The sequence below is a fragment of the Paenibacillus sp. H1-7 genome (genome assembly GCF_022354825.1).
Taxonomy (GTDB): Bacteria; Bacillota; Bacilli; order Paenibacillales; family NBRC-103111; genus Paenibacillus_S.
The window spans coordinates 5478711-5497034 of record NZ_CP031168.1 but is presented as its reverse complement, the minus strand read 5'-3'; the positions used below and the strand labels follow the sequence as shown (position 1 = coordinate 5497034).

Sequence of the window (18324 nt, the reverse complement as noted above, 5' to 3'; positions counted from 1 at the left end):
GAACATTGGAGGATATGAAATGACAGAGAAAGTGAAAGTAGTTACGCTGGGATGCGAGAAGAACCTCGTCGATTCCGAGATTATGTCGGGATTAATTCACGGCCGTGGCTATGAGCTCGTTAATGATAAAGAAGAAGCAACGGTGATTATTGTCAATACATGCGGATTTATCGATGCGGCGAAGGAAGAATCGGTAAATACGATTTTGGATATGGCCGAGCTGAAGCAGACGGCGAATTTGAAAGCTCTCATCGTTTCGGGCTGTCTCACCCAAAGGTATAAGGATGAGCTGCTCAAGGAAATGCCGGAAATCGACGGGATTGTCGGAACGGGTGATTTCCATAAAATCAATGATATTGTGGATGAAGCGCTGGCCGGAAAGAAACCGGTTATGGTCGGAAATCCGGTATTTAATTATGAAGCCTCGCTGCCTCGCCGTGTGACTACACCGCGTTATACCGCTTATGTCAAAATTGCCGAAGGCTGCGACAATGCCTGTACGTTCTGCAGTATCCCTATTATGCGGGGGAAATTCCGCAGCCGGAGCATTGAATCTATTATTACCGAAGTAGAGCAGCTGGCTTCCCAAGGCGTGAAGGAAATCAGCCTGATCGCACAGGATTCCACGAACTACGGTACGGACTTGTACGAGAAGTTCATGCTGCCAGAATTGTTGAATAAAGTAAGCGAAGTGCCGGGAATCGCGTGGGTACGGCTTCATTATGCTTACCCGGGCTTCTTCACGGATGAGCTAATCGAAACAATCGCGAACAATCCGAAGGTATGCAAATATGTGGATATGCCGCTGCAGCACAGCGAAGACCGCATATTGAAAAGAATGAGAAGACCCGGCAGACAGCAGGATGCAAGAGCTCTCATTCAAAAAATTCGCACTCGCATTCCGAACGTTTCCTTGAGAACGTCGCTGATCGTAGGCTTCCCTGGAGAAACCGAGTCGGATTTCGAAAACTTGAAGCAGTTTATCCGCGACGTTGAGTTCGATCGTCTTGGCGTATTTTCCTATTCTAAGGAAGAGGATACTCCGGCGGCGCGCCTTCCAGAGCAAGTGGAGGAGGACGTCAAGGAATTCCGCGCCAATACGCTGATGGAAATCCAACGCGAAATTTCCAACATCCGCAATGGCAGCCGCGTAGGCCAAGTTATCGATGTGCTTATTGAAAAGTATGACGGTAGAAGCGACGTATACGTAGGCCGTTCGCAATATGATGCGCCGGAAATTGACGGTGAAGTATTCGTCAAAGGTACGCAGCTGCAAATCGGTGAAGTAGCCAAAGTGCGCATTACCCACTCGTTCGAGTTCGATTTGTCCGGGGAGGTCGTGGCATGAATCTGGCCAACCGGATTACATTGGCGAGGATTTTTCTCGTCCCTATCATCATGTTCTTTTTGCTAGTGAATGTGAAATTTCCTCATATCAAAATAGAACAGTTCGTCATCACCTATAACCAGATTATAGCTGCGCTCATCTTTATCATAGCTGCCAGTACGGATAGTCTGGACGGTTATATTGCGCGCAAAAGAAAATTGGTGACGAATCTCGGTAAGCTGCTCGATCCGCTTGCAGATAAGCTCCTCGTGTCCGCTGTGCTCATTTCCCTTGTAGAGATGGACAAAATTGGGGCTTGGATAGCCATTGTCATTATTAGCCGCGAATTTGCGGTGACAGGGCTGCGGCAGATCGCTCTTGTCGAAGGGGTTGTTATAGCTGCAAGCAAGTGGGGGAAATGGAAGACGGCGACGCAAATTACGGCCATTATCGCCTTGTTGATCAATAATTTCCCGTTCGCCTTCATTAACTTCCGTTTCGATATTTTCGCGAGCTGGGTGGCTGCCATCATCACTTTGTATTCCGGTTTCGATTATTTTATTAAAAATAAACATGTGTTGAATTTCAGCGAATAAAACAGTAGGGTTTTCCTATTGTTTTTTTGTTGATTTCTTGGGAGGAGAAAAAGGATATGAAAGCGGAAATCATTGCAGTCGGCACCGAGCTATTGCTTGGACAAATCGTTAACACGAACGCGCAATTTCTATCGCGCGCTTGTGCGGACTTAGGTGTTAGCGTGTACTTCCAAACGGTTGTGGGAGACAATGAGGCCCGTCTGACAGAGGCGCTTAGACTGGCATCCAGCCGCGCCGATCTGGTCATTTGCACCGGGGGGCTCGGACCTACGCAGGACGATTTGACCAAGGATGCATTGGCCGCATATCTTGGCCGCAAGATTGTGCTCCACCAGCCTTCGATGGATAAAATAACGGACTTTTTCAGCAAGCGCGGTATACATATGGTGGAAAGCAATAAGAGACAGGCTTATATGCTCGAAGTCAGCGATCCGTTAGCTAATGATACGGGAATGGCGGTTGGCGTAGCGCTGACCCAGGATCAAACTCACTACGTTCTGCTGCCGGGGCCTCCCAAGGAAATGAAGCCGATGTTCGAGCGCTACGCGGCTCCGTGGATCGCATCGAAGATGGAAGGCGTTTATCCGCTGTACTCCCGTATGCTGAAATTTGCAGGGATAGGAGAATCTCTCCTGGAGCATGAGCTGCTTGATCTTATTAAGGACCAAACAGACCCTACGATCGCTCCTTATGCCAAAGAAGGCGAAGTGGCGATCAGGCTCACAACCCGATCCGCATCCAAGGCAGAGGCGGACGCCAAGCTGGATCCAGTGGAGAGTGAAATCCGCAAAAGGCTGGGACTGTATATTTATGCGAACGAAGACGTTAGTATCGAGCAGCAGATGGTTGGCATCATGCGCGAAAGGTCGTTGAAGCTTGCTGTCGCCGAGAGCTGCACGGGAGGGCTCCTGAGCGATATGCTGACGGCTGTACCAGGCAGCTCGGCGGTGTTTCAAGGCGGTATCGTATGCTATACGAACGAATGGAAGCACAGACTCCTGGGCGTGCCTCAGGCCGTCCTGGAGGGCGCAGGTGCGCCTGGCGCCGTCAGCGATGTCACCGCTCGCCTGCTGGCAGACAATCTGCTTAAGCAGTCGGGCACCGACTACTCGATTGCGATTACGGGAGTCGCCGGCCCGGATGAGTCCGAAGGGAAGCCGGTCGGGCTCGTCTATGTAGCGGTTGCGAAGCGAGATCACGAGACGGTAGTGCAGCAGCTGCAGCTGTCCGGCAGCCGTGAGATGATCAAGCTGAGAGCGGCCAGAAGCGCGCTGTATCAGCTATGGAAGCTGCTTTAGGAGGGTTCGGAACTCTCTATCATTTCTCGTATGGGACTCGGAAAAATAGTGCTTGAAATAGTTTCGCGAAATGTAATATAATAGGTTTAACGGAAGAACCGTAACAATGAATATCTCTTGTTGCGGTTTTTATTTTGACCAGCAATCGAATGTATGTTCGCAAAAAATGCTTGGCAATACAACCAAAACAAGTTATCATGGAAGTAACCAATAAGAGAAAAGGAAGTGACCGTTGTGTCCGATCGGCGCGCAGCTTTAGAAAATGCACTTCGTCAAATTGAGAAGCAGTTTGGCAAAGGCTCCATTATGAAACTCGGTGAGTCCACTCACATGCAAGTAGAAACGATTCCTAGCGGTTCCTTGGCCCTGGATATAGCACTTGGTATCGGAGGGTTCCCGCGCGGTAGAATTATAGAAGTGTACGGTCCGGAATCTTCCGGTAAAACGACGGTCGCTCTTCATGCGATCGCAGAAGTACAGAAAGCTGGCGGACAAGCCGCTTTTATCGATGCGGAGCACGCATTGGATCCATTGTATGCCAGCAAGCTGGGCATCAATATTGATGATCTGCTGTTGTCCCAGCCGGATACGGGAGAGCAGGCGCTGGAGATCGCTGAAGCACTTGTGCGCAGCGGTGCTGTCGATATCATCGTCATTGACTCGGTAGCGGCACTGGTGCCTAAAGCGGAGATCGAAGGCGAGATGGGCGATTCCCACGTTGGTCTGCAAGCGCGCCTAATGTCGCAGGCATTGCGCAAACTGTCCGGTGCGATTAACAAGTCGAAAGTTATCGCGATCTTCATTAACCAGCTTCGCGAGAAGGTCGGCGTAATGTTCGGTAATCCGGAGACAACGCCGGGCGGTAGAGCATTGAAGTTCTACTCGACCGTACGCTTGGATGTTCGCCGTGTAGAGACGATCAAGCAAGGAAACGATATGGTAGGTAACCGTACACGGATCAAAGTCGTTAAGAACAAGGTTGCGCCTCCGTTCAAGCAGGCCGATATCGACATTATGTACGGTGAAGGCATATCGAAGGAAGGCAGCATTATTGACATCGGAAGTGAAATGGATATTATCCAAAAGAGCGGCGCATGGTACTCCTTCAACAATGACCGTCTGGGTCAAGGACGCGAGAATGCGAAGCAATTTCTGAAAGAGAATCCTCAGATCGCCGACGTGATCGAGAAGAAGATCCGCGAGAACAGTAACTTGATTGTTGCCAACGGCAGCGATCTTACCGACACGGATGAGGATGAGGAAGATTTGCTGGCATTTGAATAAAACCGTAATGGCAGGCACCTTTACCTATGGTATAGGGTGCCTGTTCGTTCATATGGGGTGACAATCTGGTGAGTGAAGATGAAACGAAGGAAGAGGTCGTACATACAGGGACGATATCGAAGATAGAAAGGCAGAAGAGATTCAAGAATAGATATAACTTGTTCATGGATGACCAGTATGCCTTTTCCGTTCACGAGGATACTTTGATCAAGTATAGGCTTGTTAAAGGTTCTGAGATACGCGTAGAGGACTTTAGAGAGATTATTTTTGCCGAGGAGAAGCAGCAGGCTTATTTGTACTCTATCAAGCTCCTATCGTCACGTCTGCGCTCTGAGCACGAAATGAAAGTCAGGCTGAAACAGAAAGGCTATGAAGCGAAGCTGATCGAGCTGACCGTCGATCGTTTACGGAGAGAGCAGTACGTAAATGACGAGCTTTTTGCAGAGCAGTTAACGAAGCAGCGGATCCGGTCGCAGAAGAAAGGCCGCAACTGGGTACGGCAGGAGCTTCAGCATAAAGGGCTGCCGCCTGAACATATAACCAGCGCATTGAGTCAAGTCGACGAAGAGTTGGAGTATAAGATCGCTTTCGACCTTGCATTCAAGAGATACCGGGCGGAGTTCACGGCCGACAGGCAGAAGGCGCGGAATAAGGCGATGGGCTTTCTGCTACGCAGAGGCTATTCATCCGGTATCGTATCGCGCGTCCTGAGGGATTTGGTTCAAGCATCCGGACAAACTGATTGGGAGGAGCACTATACGGATACATACGATTTGGAGTAATGTAATGCATCTAGCGGGGCGAATTATTTATAAGCATTCGGATATTACCTCCTATTGCAGCAGCGTGACTAGCCGTAGGGAATCATTTCTGCAGGGGACACCTTGACAAGCTTCTTCGACAAAAGATAAAATAATCATGTATATTTTTATACACAGATTCTTCCTGCCAAGCCTGAACAGGAAGTTTCGTAAAAGTAAAATCGCCAATTTTTACTTTATTTTAAAGCTTGTTAAACGGATTAAAAACCATACTGTCCCAAGCTTACCCCTTGGAGAAATGACGAGGAGGTGAACTGGATGCCAAGTCCGGCTATCTGGATCATAATCATCCTCTTAGTTGGTGTAATTTGCTTAGGGATTGGTTATTTTATCCGCAAGTCCATTGCAGAAGCGAAGATTTCTAGTGCTGAACAAGCCGCTGAATTGATTAAGGATAATGCCAAGAAAGAAGCGGAGGCACTGAAGAAAGAAGCGGTTCTGGAAGCGAAGGATGAGATTCACAAGCTCAGAACCGAAGCTGAAAAAGACATTCGTGATCGTCGAAATGAAACACAACGACTAGAGAGACGACTGTTGCAAAAAGAGGAATCGCTGGATAAAAAATTAGAATCTCTGGAGAAAAAAGAAGAGCAGGTCGCCAACAAAGAGAAAAGAATCGAAGAAACCCAGTCGCAAATTGATAATATTTACAAAAATCAAGTTGCAGAGCTGGAGCGGATTTCCGCCCTCACTATGGAGGAAGCGAAGAACATTATCCTCACGAATGTGGAGCAGGAAGTTCGTCATGAGACAGCTCAACTGATCAAAGAAATTGAACAGCAGGCGAAAGAAGAAGGCGACAAGAAAGCCCGCGAAATCATTACCTTGGCTATCCAGAGATGTGCCGCTGATCATGTGGCGGAAACAACCGTATCGGTGGTTTCTTTACCGAATGAAGAGATGAAGGGTCGCATTATCGGACGCGAAGGCAGAAATATCCGGGCGCTGGAAACTTTGACGGGTATTGATCTTATCATTGACGATACACCGGAAGCAGTAATCCTATCCGGATTTGATCCAATTCGTCGTGAGATCGCCCGAACATCCCTAGAGAAATTGGTCGCTGACGGCCGGATCCATCCTGCCCGAATTGAGGAAATGGTGGAGAAGTCCCGTAAAGAAGTGGATGAGCGGATTCGTGAGTACGGAGAGCAAGCTACATTTGAAACCGGAGTTCACGGATTGCATCCGGATCTGATCAAAATTCTGGGACGTTTGAAGTTCAGAACAAGCTATGGTCAAAATGTGTTGAAGCATTCTATGGAAGTGGCCTACTTAAGCGGATTGATGGCTGGAGAGCTCGGGGAAGACGTGACATTGGCGAAACGTGCCGGTCTCCTGCATGACATCGGTAAAGCATTGGATCATGAAGTAGAAGGTTCGCACGTTGAAATTGGCGTAGAGATTGCCAAGAAATATAAAGAGCATCCTGTTGTTATCAACAGTATCGCTTCACACCATGGCGATTGCGAAGCAACATCGGTTATTGCGATGCTCGTCGGTGCGGCTGACGCATTGTCCGCTGCTCGTCCGGGTGCACGCCGCGAGACACTGGAAACGTACATTAAGCGTCTTGAGAAGCTGGAGGAGATTTCCGAATCGTTCGAAGGCGTCGAGAAATCGTATGCGATTCAAGCGGGACGCGAAGTGCGCGTAATGGTACAGCCGGAGAAAGTGGACGATACGGAAGCATTCCGTCTTGCCCGCGATATAACTAAAAAAATCGAAGGCGAACTGGATTATCCAGGTCACATCAAAGTAACCGTTATTCGCGAAACGCGAGCGGTTGAATATGCAAAATAAGCAACTGCATACACTATGTTGAAAAGTGGCTGAATAAGCCACTTTTCTTTTCCTTAAAAAAGGTTGTCGACAGCAGTGAAGGGAGTCAGGTTATGAGAATATTGTTTATCGGAGACATCGTAGGCTCAGTAGGACGAAAGGCGGTTAAAGCGTGTCTTCCAGGCTTGAAAGCGAAATATAATCCGACCTTTATTATAGCCAACGGCGAGAATGCCGCCGCAGGACGGGGTATTACAGCAGCGATTGCAAAGGAGCTGTTCGAGCTCGGCATTCAAGGGATCACTATGGGCAATCATACATGGGATCAAAAGGACATATTCGACTTCATCGACGATGAGGAGAGAATGGTAAGACCGGCGAATTTCCCTAAAGGCACTCCGGGCAGAGGATTTACGACCATTAAATCCAAAGATCAGGAGCTTGTCATTATCAATATGCAAGGACGGACCTTTTTGCCACCGCTGGATTGCCCGTTTGAAAAAGTGGATTCGATCCTGGAGACGGTCAAAAAGCGCAATAAATATATTTTCGTCGACTTCCATGCTGAAGCGACTTCGGAGAAGCTCGCTATGGGCTGGCATTTGGACGGAAAGGTATCTGCCGTGGTAGGTACTCATACGCATGTTCAGACGAATGACGAGCGTATTTTGCCGCAAGGAACGGCATATGTAACGGACGTAGGGATGGTTGGCCCGCGGGATGGTATATTAGGCATGGAAAGAGGGGCTGTGCTGCAAAAGTTCAAAACGCAGCTTCCGGTCCGTTTCGTTGTGGATGAAGGAAAATGGCATTTTCATGCAGTATGCATCGATTTGGATCCTGCTACGGGGCTAGGTAAGAAAGTCCAGCTCATCCGGATGGATGAAGATTCCATATTATTTGAATAATCCAGGGCCTTCAGCACTGAATTGACAAATAATTCGAAATTATTAGTTAGTACGATCTTCGGGAAGAAGGAATTAACGGCTATTTCCTAGAATATGATTAGTACTGGAAGCAATCCATCATTCCCGAGGAGGTACTTTTCATGGAAGTATTAAAAGTTTCAGCAAAGTCCAATCCTAACTCCGTAGCCGGCGCGTTGGCGGGGGTATTGCGTGAACGCGGAGCAGCTGAGCTGCAGGCAATCGGGGCCGGGGCTCTCAACCAAGCTATTAAAGCTGTAGCTATCGCACGAGGATTTGTTGCTCCCAGCGGGGTTGATTTGATTTGCATACCAGCCTTCACCGATATAGTCATCGACGGAGAAGACCGTACAGCTATCAAACTGATAGTGGAGCCGAGATAATCGTCCAAAACTCCATATTCAAGCTTGCTTAACCACCTGTTTACTTAGTAGACAGGTTTTTTTACCTTACAGAGAGATTATATTCGCTTATCTGCTTTAGGACATAACCTCGATAGAGGTTTTTTTCTTTTATCCATTAACGTGTTGAATTGCCGCTTGTCCTGTTGTGAAGTGCTGAGTTCGTGTTATCAAATATGCCGAAAAGGGTGATAGAGTATGACAATTATCGATGGTCATTGCGATGTGCTCTACAAAATGTATGAAAAACCGGCTATTGATTTTTACGACCCGCTAAACACAGAGCTTGATGTAAGCTTTTCCAAGCTGGTGAAGTCCGATGTGAAGATTCAGTTTTTCGCCATTTACTTGTCGGAGAAAATTAGGCAGCCGCAATTCGATCATTATTTGGAGTACATAAATATTTTTTATCAGAACGTCGTGAGCAGCGACCGGCTCATGCCTATCAGGAGCCAGGCCGATTTGCAGAAGGTCATGGCCGGGAGTATGAGAGGCGCAGTCCTTACGCTGGAAGGAGCGGATGCGATCCGGGATAATCCTCTCTATACGCAAACCTTGTTCCATCTCGGAGTGCGCTTAATTGGGATAACGTGGAATTATGCGAACTGGGCGGCTGACGGCGTACTGGAGCCTCGTCAAGGAGGTTTTTCAAAAAAAGGGAAAAGATTTATTAAAGAATGCAATGATTTGGGTATAATACTAGATGTGTCTCATTTGTCGGAACAATCATTCTGGGATGTGGCCGACTTATCTCAGAAGCCTTTTGTAGCCACGCATTCCAACGCTAAGGCGGTTTGCCCTCATCCGCGCAATTTGGACGACGAGCAAATCAAGACGTTGATTCAAAAAAAGGGAGCGATCGGCATTACATTCGTCCCCTGGTTTGTAAACAATAACGGAGCTGCCGCGGTGGAGGATTTGGTCCGGCATATTGAGCATATCGGCGCGCTCGGAGGAGGAGGGAATCTGGTCATCGGCTCCGATTTCGACGGGATTGATCAGTGGATTCCGCATCTGGAGAACGCCGGGAAGTTTGATTACTTGGCGCAATGCTTAAGCAAGTATTACAAAGATCAATGGATCGAAGACTTCTTTTATCGCAACTGGCTGCGGTTTTTGCAAACCAATTTGCCGGCAATCTGACTTTTATCTGGATTGGATATATATGAAGGTTTTATTGATCTAATTGTGATATGGATATCATCTAAAAATACTATCTTTAAAAATAGATGAAACCACTTGCTTTTTACCATGTAAAGTCATAAAATTTGGTTGACAACTGAAAGAAATTTTTTATCCATTTGTAAAATTTCTTTGAACCATAAGTTGATCTGTTGCAATGTCAGTGACAATTAAAAGGAGTGGACAACGGTGATTAGCCAATTATCTTGGAAGATCGGAGGACAACAAGGGGAAGGTGTTGAGAGTACCGACAAAATCTTCTCGACGGCGTTAAACCGTCTTGGATATTACTTGTACGGATACCGTCATTTCTCCTCTCGTATTAAGGGGGGACACACCAACAACAAAATCAGAATTAGTACGAAACCAATTCGTGCAATTTCCGATGACTTGGACATCCTTGTTGCATTTGACCAAGAAACAATCGATTTGAACGCGCATGAGCTTCGTGAGAACGGCGTAATTGTAGCAGACGCCAAATTTAATCCTGTTGTACCTGAAGGTATCAAAGCTCGTATGTTCCCAGTGCCAATTACGGCGATCGCTGAAGAGCTCGGAACATCCCTATTTAAGAACATGGCTGCTTCCGGCGCATCTTGGGCATTGCTCGGTTTGCCTTTGGAAGTTTTTAATAAAGCGGTTGAAGAAGAGTTCGGACGTAAAGGTCCGGCTGTCGTTGAGAAAAACATTGAAGCGGTTCGCAAAGCAGCTGAATTCATTCTGGAAATGAACGGCGGTCCATTGCCAGAGTTCCAGTTGGAGCCTGCTGACGGTAAGCAAAAGCTGTTCATCATCGGTAACGATGCTATCGGTTTGGGTGCGGTTGCCGCAGGATGCCGTTTTATGCCTGCATACCCGATCACACCTGCTTCCGAGATCATGGAATATTTGATCAAAACATTGCCTAAGTTTGGCGGTACCGTTATCCAAACGGAAGACGAAATTGCTGCTGTAACCATGGCTATCGGCGCTAACTATGGCGGCGTTCGTACGATGACTGCATCTGCAGGCCCTGGTTTGTCCTTGATGATGGAAGCAATCGGTCTTGCCGGTATGACGGAAACTCCGGTTGTTATCGTGGATACGCAACGCGGCGGTCCAAGTACAGGTCTTCCTACCAAGCAAGAGCAATCCGACGTGAATGCCATGATCTACGGTACGCACGGTGAAATTCCGAAAGTGGTTCTTTCCCCGTCCACTATCGAAGAGTGCTTCTACGACACGATCGAAGCGTTCAACATTGCTGAGAAGTACCAAGTTCCGGTTATTTTGCTGACCGACCTGCAGTTGTCCCTCGGTAAGCAGTCCAGTGAGATGCTGGATTACAATAAAATCATTATCGACCGCGGACGGTTGGTTCAAGGTGAATTGCCTCCTACGGAAGAGAACAAATTGTTCAAACGTTACGAGTTCGCTCAAGACGGCGTATCTCCGCGTTCGATTCCTGGTCAAAAATATGGTCTCCACCATGTTACCGGCGTAGAGCATGACCAAGAAGGCCGTCCATCGGAAAGTACGGAAAACCGTAAGAAAATGATGGATAAACGTATGGATAAAATGAAGCACATCAAAGTTGCGAATCCGATTCTGGTTGACGCTCCTCATGCTGAAGCGGACTTGCTTCTTATCGGTATGGGCTCTACAGGCGGTACGATCGACGAAGCACGTGCACGTCTGGAGAAACAAGGCATCAAAACAAATCACGTAACGGTTCGTTTGCTGCATCCGTTCCCGGTTGAGGAATTGAAGCCGCATTTGGAAAAAGCAAAAACTGTCGTAGTAATCGAAAACAACGCAACGGCTCAATTGGCTTCCTTGATCAAATTGAACGTTGGTTATGCAGATAAAATCAAAAGCTTGCTGAAATACAACGGTAACCCGTTCTTGCCGGCAGAAATCACTACATTTTGTCAGGAGTTGAGTCCAGTATGGCAACGTTAAAAGATTTTCGCAATAATATTAAACCTAACTGGTGTCCAGGGTGCGGTGACTTCTCCATCCAGGCCGCAATCCAAAGAGCTGCTGCCAATGTAGGATTGGAGCCGGAGCAGCTGGGCGTTGTATCCGGTATCGGCTGTTCCGGGCGTATCTCCGGTTATATCAATGCATATGGCTTCCACGGTGTACACGGCCGTTCCTTGCCAATCGCACAAGGCTTGAAAATGGCTAACCGCGAATTGACGGTTCTTGCTGCTGGCGGCGACGGCGACGGCTTCGCGATCGGTATGGGCCACACGGTTCATGCTATCCGCCGTAACATCGACATTACTTACATCGTTATGGATAACCAAATTTACGGCTTGACGAAAGGTCAAACTTCGCCGCGAAGCGCTGAAGGCTTCAAGACGAAAAGTACGCCGTCAGGCTCTATCGAATCCGCATTGTCTCCGCTTGAAGTTGCTTTGGCGGCAGGTGCTACCTTCGTAGCCCAATCGTTCTCCAGCAATCTGAAGCAGCTGACTTCTTTGATCGAAGCGGGTATGAAGCACAAAGGCTTCTCCTTCATCAACGTATTCAGCCCATGTGTTACGTTTAACAAAGTGAACACATACGACTGGTTTAAAGAGAACATCGTTGATCTGGAAGAAACTCCGGACTACGATCCTAGCAACCGTGTAATGGCTATGACCAAAATCATGGAAACTAACGGTTTGCTGACAGGCTTGATCTATCAAGATACAAGCAAAACCAGCTATGAAAACCTCGTTACTGGTTTCAAAGAAGAAGCCTTGGCGAAACAAAACATCAAAATCACGGAGCAAGAATTCGAGAAATTGATGGCAGAATTTAAATAATTTTATGAACTTTACGAAAGCATGCGGCGCTGCCGTATGCTTTTTTCATTGCCTTACGTTATAATCAAGAGGAGATTTGGCATAATGGAAATGGTACATAGAAACAATGACAAAATGCGGGGTGTTAAGAGATGAAGCAAGTACCTGTAGGCGTTTCGGCCAGACATATACATTTGTCGGCAGAGCACATCGAACAATTGTTCGGCAAAGGGTATCAACTAAGCGTTCTTAAGGATTTATCTCAGCCTGGACAATATGCAGCACAGGAGACTGTGGCCGTTGTCGGACCGAAGGGCCGATTCGATAAAGTAAGAATACTGGGACCGGCAAGAGGCAAAACCCAGCTGGAAGTATCCCGGACCGATGCGTTTACTCTCGGCTTGAATCCGCCTGTGCGCGAGTCGGGTAACATTGCCGGTACGCCGGGCATTACGGTTATTGGGCCTGCCGGACAAGTAGATATACCGGAAGGCGTTATCGTGGCGGCGCGCCATATTCATTTTCATACGGAGGATGCGGCACGCTTCGGGATTGCGGACAAGCAGCAGCTAACCGTGCGAGTGGAAGGCGAACGGCCGCTTATTTTTGAAAAGGTTATTGCCCGTGTATCGGACCAATATGCTCTGGACATGCACATCGATACGGATGAAGCGAACGCGGCTGGAGTGAAAACCGGCGATGTCGCGGTAATTTTATCATAAGCTGAGCAGTTTATTCGTTCCTTCTGAGCTGTGATTTTCTTTGAAATTATTGCTGTAATAATGATATAATCAAAGGTATGATCTTTGCAGCTTATTTCAGGAGGAACGTCTTATGACAACAAAGAATCGATCTGAAAAGGATTTTTCTATATATTTTCAGCCTCCTTCTCTGACCGATGCCAAAAAGAGAGGGAAGGAAGATATCAAGGTTCATTATAACTTTGAAATTCCGGAAGATATGCAGCAATTCGGCAAGGACAAATACTATTTGATCCAAACGTACGGCTGCCAAATGAACGAGCATGATACGGAAACGATCATGGGCTTGCTGGAGCAAATGGGCTATAAAGCTACCGATGACCGCACACAGGCGGATGTGATCCTGCTCAACACCTGTGCGATCCGTGAGAACGCCGAGGATAAAGTGTTTGGCGAGCTCGGACATCTGAAGCATTTGAAGGCGGAGAAGCCATCGCTTGTGCTTGGCGTATGCGGCTGTATGTCGCAGGAAGAAGCCGTCGTCAACCGGATTATGCAAAAGCACGCCTTCGTCGATCTGATCTTCGGAACGCACAATATTCATCGACTTCCGTTTTTGCTGAAGGAAGCTTTTTTCAGTAAAGAAATCGTCATCGAGGTATGGTCCAAAGAAGGAGATATCGTCGAGAATCTTCCCAAGAAGCGGGAAGGCATCAAAGCCTGGGTGAACATTATGTATGGCTGCGATAAATTCTGTACGTACTGTATCGTTCCCTATACCCGCGGAAAAGAGCGGAGCCGCAGACCGGAGGATGTATTGGCGGAAGTCCGGGATTTGGCCCGACAAGGCTTCCAGGAAATAATGCTTCTCGGTCAAAACGTCAATGCTTACGGCAAAGACTTCGAAGATATCGAATACCGGTTCGGCGATTTGATGAACGATATTTCCAAAATCGATATTCCGCGAGTCCGTTTCACAACTTCTCATCCGCGCGACTTTGACGATCATCTGATCGAAGTTCTTGCTCAAAAAGGCAATCTGGTAGAGCAAATCCATCTCCCGGTCCAATCGGGAAGTAATGAGATTTTGAAGCGGATGAGCCGTAAATATACACGTGAGCATTACTTGGAGCTGGTGGCCAAGATCAAACGGGCGATTCCGGATGTCGGGCTTACGACCGATATTATCGTCGGGTTCCCAGGGGAGACGGATGAGCAGTTCGAGGATACGCTGTCTCTCGTGAAAGAAGTGAAGTACGACAGTGCATACACGTTCATTTATTCGCCGCGGGAAGGGACTCCGGCTGCAGGCATGGAAGACGATGTGCCGATGCAGGTCAAGAAGGAGCGGCTGTACCGTTTGAACGCCGTTTTGGCGGAATTCAGCAAGGAAAGCAACGAAAGCATGAAGGACCAGGTGTTGGACGTTCTTATCGAGGGAGAGAGCAAGAACAACTCCGACGTATTGGCAGGACGTACTCGTACGAATAAGCTTGTACACTTGGCCGGACCTAAAGATTTAATCGGCAAGATCGTTCCGGTAAAAATAACAGATGCCCAAACCTGGTATATTAAAGGAGAATGGGTACCGGAGACGATCGCACAATAAATGCGTGAAAAATTTACATGTTGAGGGGCGTGACCGGCCATGTCGGGACAACATCACCACGATCATAACCATGATCATAATGAAATGCAGTGCAGCGGGATGGAGACTTACACCAATACGGAGATGATCGTCCGTGAGGATATTATAGATAAGGCCAAAGAGCTGGCGGAGCTGCTTTCGACGTCGAATGAAGTTCAATTTTTCCAAAAAGCGGAATCTCAAATTTCATCGAACGATCAAATTCAAACGCTTATTAGCGCCATCAAGAAAAAGCAAAAGGAAATCGTTGCTTTCGAATCGTTTGAGAACAAAAAAATGGTCGATAAGATCGAAAAGGAAATTGAAGATCTGCAGGATCAGCTGGACAACATTCCTATTGTCAATGAGTTCAGACAATCTCAAGAGGATATCAATTACTTGCTTCAGCTGGTAATGTCCGTTATTCGGGACAGCATTTCCGAGAAAATCACGGTAGAATCAAGCAAATAAGCAATAGCCACTGAGCCACTTTGTTATTATAAATAGCAAAGTGGTTTTTTGCTGCGCCGCAGCTCTACTCTCGAATCGTTACCCGGGTACCGATAGGAACAAGTGAAGCCAAAGCTAACACATCCTCGTTATACATCCGGATACATCCATGCGAAACGAGATGTCCGATAGAGGAAGGATCATTGGTTCCATGGATTCCATAGTGAGGGCGAGACAGCCCCATCCAGTAGACGCCGAAAGGTCCTCCGGGATTGGGGGCTTTATTAACAATGGTATATTCGCCTATCGGAGTTTGGGTCAATATCTTCCCGATCCCGACAGGGAACCCTCGTACGACTACGTCATCGTTCAGCAAATAGAGCATCCGGTCAGACAAATCAACGATAATTCGATACATCGGCACCACCTCATTACCTTGACTCTTATGGATTGTGCAATGGCTTATAAGTAGCGTACGTTAACTTCATGATACGATTTGTTGATTTTTTTCTTTTTCATTTTTATTTGTAGGATTCCGTCTTTATAGGAAGCTCTGCTTCCACTAGGAATAACATGACAAGGGAGCTTGATAATCTGCGCTTTATTTTTCACTAAGCCTTCGATTTTGATTTGATCTGTCCTTATCTTAACGTTCGGATTCGCTTGGTCGTTCATTTTCAGCTTCACAATGACGTAATTATGCGTCTCGAATACCTCAGCCGTATGCTTCGAAGAAGGATTCGGCTCATGACCCCCCCACTTTTTGGGAATGCTTTTCTCCAGCACTTTCTCCACATAATCTCCGACCCATGAAGTATCTTTCCACATCTCCATCTGTTGCTTGGAAGGCAGAGCGGGGAGTTTGGATCCAAGTATCGATTCAAGTGCTTCCCACCGGGCTTGGTTCAAGCTATCGTCGCGGCTCATCGTCTTCCACCTCCATTTGCCTACTTGAAGTTCAACTCAGTATATGTAAAGAGCGATTCGGGTGACACACCTCATGAAATGCACCGGAGCAGAAAGTAGCAATAGGCTCATAACTACATACAATGACAGTAAGAAGAACAAAGGAGATCGCTTATGCCATCGATTGTCGGTAATATCAAAATTCTAAGCGTCGGGCCCAGCTCTATCGTGCAGATAGGCGATGCCGTGCAACTGTCTCCTCAAAGCACTTCCAAAACCTATGCAGGGGCAGGCTCATTCAATATTGGGGATCTTCCGACTACCAATAACGCGATCAGCAATACGAATACCAACGATCCGGATTTATTTGATTCTATTCAAAAGAATGTCGGAAATCAGGGGGTAGCTGGATGAATCTGATTGTCAATCAGCATATTGTAATCCATCAGCTGCGGGTCGACAGCGTATCCAACTCATCGGTTCTGCAAATCGGCAGTGCAGGGATGATTAAGCCGCTTTCCAATTTATATAATTCGGGAGGTTTCACAGGGCCAGCCCCGGAGTCCGGATCTTCGGAAGAAACTGCAGCACTAGTTCCGCTCCCAAATCCTAGTTGAAGGAAAATTGCAGTATGGGCATACACCCAGACATACCAAGCTGCATAACCTGTTACGGAAGGGTGGTGAGGCTATGTCAACGTGGCACGAATGGGTGCAGTACTGCCAAGACTTGCATCGATTTATCCAAGCCCAGTCCAGAAAGATTGACACAATGGAAAAAGAGCTCGATTCCGTCAAAACGGAATTAAACTCATGGAAAGATCAAAAACGAATTCATATTGACAAAATTGAATATAAATTTGATCAATTAAAGGTCGAAAAGCTCGACGGCACACTGAATATAGGACTCACTCCTCAGACGGTCGAAGATATGGCGGTAGAGGTAGAGCAGAAGTCGGGTACGGATTCAGGAGATAAGCCTGCTCAGCCTACTTCAGAGCTACAGGAGAAGATTAATAGCGAGCTTCAAGCGTACCTTCAGAAGGACGTACCTAAGAAGATAGAAGATCTCGAGGAGCGGACCGGAGTTCAATTGGATCCATGGCACCGGAAAATGATACAGAATGATCTCGGAAAGCAGATGGGGCAAAGAATGATGCATTATTTGAAGCAATTGGAGCAAGGGGCGACCGTAGATCAGCTTAGTTCTATAAAAGATTCCGTGCTGTTCCGGACGAAACACGATTTGATTGCAGCTATCGAAAGCTACTTCAGCAAAATGCCGAAAGAGGATGGGGAGAAAGATGAACTTTCAAGTAAATAATAAAGAGCTATGCGTAGGAGAGATTAAGATTGCCGGAGTGTCGATTTCATCGGTCGTTCTGATAGGGGATACTGAGCAAATCGTATTATCCTCATTGTACGATACGCCGCCTGAGTCATTGATTGTCGGTGCGTCGGCTCCTGTGTCACCGGCGAAATAATAATGGTACGCTGGTCATTAGTTCGTTTCTTAAAAGTCAACAGTGTTTCTCAAGGCTCTATATTGCAAATCGGCGATAACCAGACCGTGCAGCCGGAAGCTAAAGTACTGAATGTTCAGCGCGAGGTGGCGCATGATAACGGAAATGAAGTCGATATGGACGCATACGCTTCGTACTCTCGTGAAATTCCGGAAGTAACTATACATGAGCCCGTTACGATGAGCGTTCATAATGAATGTGACTACATTCAAGTCGGGATAGTAAGGATACTTAGCGTATCTACTTCAGGAGTTGTACAGATAGGGCAAAATGAGAGGATCGAAGCGGTGTCAAGAGTGAAGCGTATTCGTCAAATGAATACTGCTGTGGATAAAAAGCAGGACTGAACATCGATAGGGGCTTCCTGAGCGTTAATTATTGTTAGCGGCAGGAAGCCTCGGCTATTTCACTTAAGCCTGCTGTTTATCGCCAATGGACTTCTGCTCCGAATAGGCGATCAGAACGATGTTTTCATTAGCAACGGTGCGGAGTTTTTGTTCAAGCTTCTGAATTTCGGTTAATACATCGGGATCCAAATGGGCTAAAGTAAAATGCTGGTTCACTGTAACTACCTCCAATATCGATATACCTTTATTGTGTCCATAAGAAAAATCCTTTATATAAGGAAGAAGAAGCCATTTTCTATATTTATTCATGAACGGTCATCTAATGATACCTGATAGAAAAAAGTCTAGATAAAAAGTTGCAATTATAGCAGTAACGTGAT

General features: G+C 47.0%; 22 protein-coding genes. 19 read left to right on the top strand and 3 right to left on the bottom strand.

Annotated features, from left to right (window positions below; all coding sequences use genetic code 11):
* Positions 1–19: 19 nt before the first annotated feature.
* From rimO to DVH26_RS24020, 14 genes are all read left to right on the top strand, one after another.
* A complete protein-coding gene (gene rimO, locus DVH26_RS24085; RefSeq protein ID WP_239626272.1) occupies positions 20–1348 on the top strand; it encodes a 30S ribosomal protein S12 methylthiotransferase RimO in 1329 nt (442 codons plus the stop codon).
* The gene (gene pgsA, locus DVH26_RS24080) at positions 1345–1923 is read left to right on the top strand and encodes a CDP-diacylglycerol--glycerol-3-phosphate 3-phosphatidyltransferase (protein ID WP_239626270.1); all 579 of its coding nucleotides are present in this window, start codon (positions 1345–1347) and stop codon (positions 1921–1923) included. Before rimO ends, pgsA begins: the two co-directional genes overlap by 4 nt.
* A 56-nt stretch (positions 1924–1979) precedes the next feature.
* Positions 1980–3221, top strand: coding sequence for a competence/damage-inducible protein A (locus DVH26_RS24075; protein ID WP_239626269.1), 1242 nt, complete (start codon positions 1980–1982; stop codon positions 3219–3221).
* 234 nt (positions 3222–3455) lie between these two features.
* The gene (gene recA / locus DVH26_RS24070; RefSeq protein ID WP_275590420.1) at positions 3456–4505 is read left to right on the top strand and encodes a recombinase RecA; all 1050 of its coding nucleotides are present in this window, start codon (positions 3456–3458) and stop codon (positions 4503–4505) included.
* Between the two features lie 68 nt (positions 4506–4573).
* Positions 4574–5287 (top strand): RecX family transcriptional regulator, encoded by a 714-nt coding sequence (locus tag DVH26_RS24065; RefSeq protein ID WP_239626267.1) that lies wholly within the window; start codon positions 4574–4576, stop codon positions 5285–5287.
* A gap of 297 nt (positions 5288–5584) precedes the next feature.
* Positions 5585–7129, top strand: a complete 1545-nt coding sequence (gene rny, locus DVH26_RS24060) for a ribonuclease Y (RefSeq protein WP_239626266.1) — start codon at positions 5585–5587, stop codon at positions 7127–7129.
* Positions 7130–7221: 92 nt separating this feature from the next.
* The gene (locus DVH26_RS24055; protein ID WP_239626265.1) at positions 7222–8016 is read left to right on the top strand and encodes a TIGR00282 family metallophosphoesterase; all 795 of its coding nucleotides are present in this window, start codon (positions 7222–7224) and stop codon (positions 8014–8016) included.
* 140 nt (positions 8017–8156) lie between these two features.
* A complete protein-coding gene (locus DVH26_RS24050) occupies positions 8157–8417 on the top strand; it encodes a stage V sporulation protein S (protein WP_006286829.1) in 261 nt (86 codons plus the stop codon).
* A 216-nt stretch (positions 8418–8633) separates the two neighbouring features.
* The gene (locus DVH26_RS24045) at positions 8634–9578 is read left to right on the top strand and encodes a dipeptidase (RefSeq protein ID WP_239626264.1); all 945 of its coding nucleotides are present in this window, start codon (positions 8634–8636) and stop codon (positions 9576–9578) included.
* A gap of 228 nt (positions 9579–9806) precedes the next feature.
* On the top strand, positions 9807–11558 hold the full coding sequence (locus tag DVH26_RS24040; RefSeq protein WP_239626263.1) for a 2-oxoacid:acceptor oxidoreductase subunit alpha: 1752 nt from the start codon (positions 9807–9809) through the stop codon (positions 11556–11558).
* A complete protein-coding gene (locus DVH26_RS24035; protein ID WP_239626261.1) occupies positions 11546–12412 on the top strand; it encodes a 2-oxoacid:ferredoxin oxidoreductase subunit beta in 867 nt (288 codons plus the stop codon). Before DVH26_RS24040 ends, DVH26_RS24035 begins: the two co-directional genes overlap by 13 nt.
* 131 nt (positions 12413–12543) lie before the next feature.
* Entirely contained in the window at positions 12544–13113 is a 570-nt protein-coding gene (pduL, locus tag DVH26_RS24030) for a phosphate propanoyltransferase (RefSeq protein ID WP_239626259.1), read from the top strand.
* Positions 13114–13225: 112 nt separating this feature from the next.
* Complete coding sequence (gene miaB / locus DVH26_RS24025; RefSeq protein WP_239626256.1) at positions 13226–14701, top strand: tRNA (N6-isopentenyl adenosine(37)-C2)-methylthiotransferase MiaB; 1476 nt, start codon at positions 13226–13228, stop codon at positions 14699–14701.
* Between the two features lie 39 nt (positions 14702–14740).
* The gene (locus DVH26_RS24020; protein ID WP_239626253.1) at positions 14741–15190 is read left to right on the top strand and encodes a YlbF/YmcA family competence regulator; all 450 of its coding nucleotides are present in this window, start codon (positions 14741–14743) and stop codon (positions 15188–15190) included.
* A gap of 64 nt (positions 15191–15254) precedes the next feature.
* Here DVH26_RS24020 and DVH26_RS24015 read toward each other — a convergent pair whose 3' ends face one another.
* Together DVH26_RS24015 and DVH26_RS24010 are read right to left on the bottom strand one after the other, a co-directional pair.
* Positions 15255–15593 carry a L,D-transpeptidase gene (locus DVH26_RS24015; protein WP_239626250.1) on the bottom strand — a complete coding sequence of 113 codons (339 nt, stop codon included), beginning with the start codon at positions 15591–15593 and terminating at the stop codon, positions 15255–15257.
* 38 nt (positions 15594–15631) lie between these two features.
* Positions 15632–16096: an Hsp20/alpha crystallin family protein gene (locus tag DVH26_RS24010; protein ID WP_239626248.1), complete on the bottom strand. Its 465-nt coding sequence runs from the start codon at positions 16094–16096 to the stop codon at positions 15632–15634.
* Positions 16097–16249: 153 nt separating this feature from the next.
* Here DVH26_RS24010 and DVH26_RS24005 point away from each other — a divergent pair, with 153 nt between their 5' ends.
* The 5 genes from DVH26_RS24005 (at position 16250) to DVH26_RS23985 (ending at position 17944) form a co-directional block, all read left to right on the top strand.
* The gene (locus DVH26_RS24005; protein WP_239626245.1) at positions 16250–16489 is read left to right on the top strand and encodes a spore germination protein; all 240 of its coding nucleotides are present in this window, start codon (positions 16250–16252) and stop codon (positions 16487–16489) included.
* Positions 16486–16692, top strand: coding sequence for a spore germination protein GerPB (locus DVH26_RS24000; RefSeq protein WP_239626243.1), 207 nt, complete (start codon positions 16486–16488; stop codon positions 16690–16692). The genes DVH26_RS24005 and DVH26_RS24000 overlap by 4 nt, the downstream gene beginning before the upstream one ends.
* 73 nt (positions 16693–16765) lie before the next feature.
* Positions 16766–17398, top strand: a complete 633-nt coding sequence (gene gerPC / locus DVH26_RS23995) for a spore germination protein GerPC (protein WP_239626240.1) — start codon at positions 16766–16768, stop codon at positions 17396–17398.
* On the top strand, positions 17379–17558 hold the full coding sequence (locus tag DVH26_RS23990; RefSeq protein WP_239626238.1) for a spore gernimation protein GerPD: 180 nt from the start codon (positions 17379–17381) through the stop codon (positions 17556–17558). The genes gerPC and DVH26_RS23990 overlap by 20 nt, the downstream gene beginning before the upstream one ends.
* Positions 17559–17560: 2 nt before the next feature.
* Positions 17561–17944: a spore germination protein GerPE gene (locus DVH26_RS23985; RefSeq protein WP_239626236.1), complete on the top strand. Its 384-nt coding sequence runs from the start codon at positions 17561–17563 to the stop codon at positions 17942–17944.
* A gap of 63 nt (positions 17945–18007) precedes the next feature.
* Here DVH26_RS23985 and DVH26_RS23980 read toward each other — a convergent pair whose 3' ends face one another.
* Positions 18008–18160, bottom strand: a complete 153-nt coding sequence (locus DVH26_RS23980; protein WP_239626234.1) for a hypothetical protein — start codon at positions 18158–18160, stop codon at positions 18008–18010.
* Positions 18161–18324 lie beyond the last annotated feature (164 nt).

What these genes read in the sequence shown, in the direction of transcription:
- rimO (WP_239626272.1), top strand. Translation starts at nt 20, where the DNA reads ATGACAGAGAAAGTGAAAGTAGTTACGCTGGGATGCGAGAAGAACCTC.
- pgsA (WP_239626270.1), top strand. Translation starts at nt 1,345, where the DNA reads ATGAATCTGGCCAACCGGATTACATTGGCGAGGATTTTTCTCGTCCCT.
- DVH26_RS24075 (WP_239626269.1), top strand. Translation starts at nt 1,980, where the DNA reads ATGAAAGCGGAAATCATTGCAGTCGGCACCGAGCTATTGCTTGGACAA.
- rny (WP_239626266.1), top strand. Translation starts at nt 5,585, where the DNA reads ATGCCAAGTCCGGCTATCTGGATCATAATCATCCTCTTAGTTGGTGTA.
- DVH26_RS24055 (WP_239626265.1), top strand. Translation starts at nt 7,222, where the DNA reads ATGAGAATATTGTTTATCGGAGACATCGTAGGCTCAGTAGGACGAAAG.
- DVH26_RS24050 (WP_006286829.1), top strand. Translation starts at nt 8,157, where the DNA reads ATGGAAGTATTAAAAGTTTCAGCAAAGTCCAATCCTAACTCCGTAGCC.
- DVH26_RS24045 (WP_239626264.1), top strand. Translation starts at nt 8,634, where the DNA reads ATGACAATTATCGATGGTCATTGCGATGTGCTCTACAAAATGTATGAA.
- DVH26_RS24035 (WP_239626261.1), top strand. Translation starts at nt 11,546, where the DNA reads ATGGCAACGTTAAAAGATTTTCGCAATAATATTAAACCTAACTGGTGT.
- pduL (WP_239626259.1), top strand. Translation starts at nt 12,544, where the DNA reads ATGAAGCAAGTACCTGTAGGCGTTTCGGCCAGACATATACATTTGTCG.
- miaB (WP_239626256.1), top strand. Translation starts at nt 13,226, where the DNA reads ATGACAACAAAGAATCGATCTGAAAAGGATTTTTCTATATATTTTCAG.
- DVH26_RS24020 (WP_239626253.1), top strand. Translation starts at nt 14,741, where the DNA reads ATGTCGGGACAACATCACCACGATCATAACCATGATCATAATGAAATG.
- DVH26_RS24010 (WP_239626248.1), bottom strand. Translation starts at nt 16,096, where the DNA reads ATGAGCCGCGACGATAGCTTGAACCAAGCCCGGTGGGAAGCACTTGAA.
- DVH26_RS24005 (WP_239626245.1), top strand. Translation starts at nt 16,250, where the DNA reads ATGCCATCGATTGTCGGTAATATCAAAATTCTAAGCGTCGGGCCCAGC.
- DVH26_RS24000 (WP_239626243.1), top strand. Translation starts at nt 16,486, where the DNA reads ATGAATCTGATTGTCAATCAGCATATTGTAATCCATCAGCTGCGGGTC.
- gerPC (WP_239626240.1), top strand. Translation starts at nt 16,766, where the DNA reads ATGTCAACGTGGCACGAATGGGTGCAGTACTGCCAAGACTTGCATCGA.
- DVH26_RS23990 (WP_239626238.1), top strand. Translation starts at nt 17,379, where the DNA reads ATGAACTTTCAAGTAAATAATAAAGAGCTATGCGTAGGAGAGATTAAG.
- DVH26_RS23985 (WP_239626236.1), top strand. Translation starts at nt 17,561, where the DNA reads ATGGTACGCTGGTCATTAGTTCGTTTCTTAAAAGTCAACAGTGTTTCT.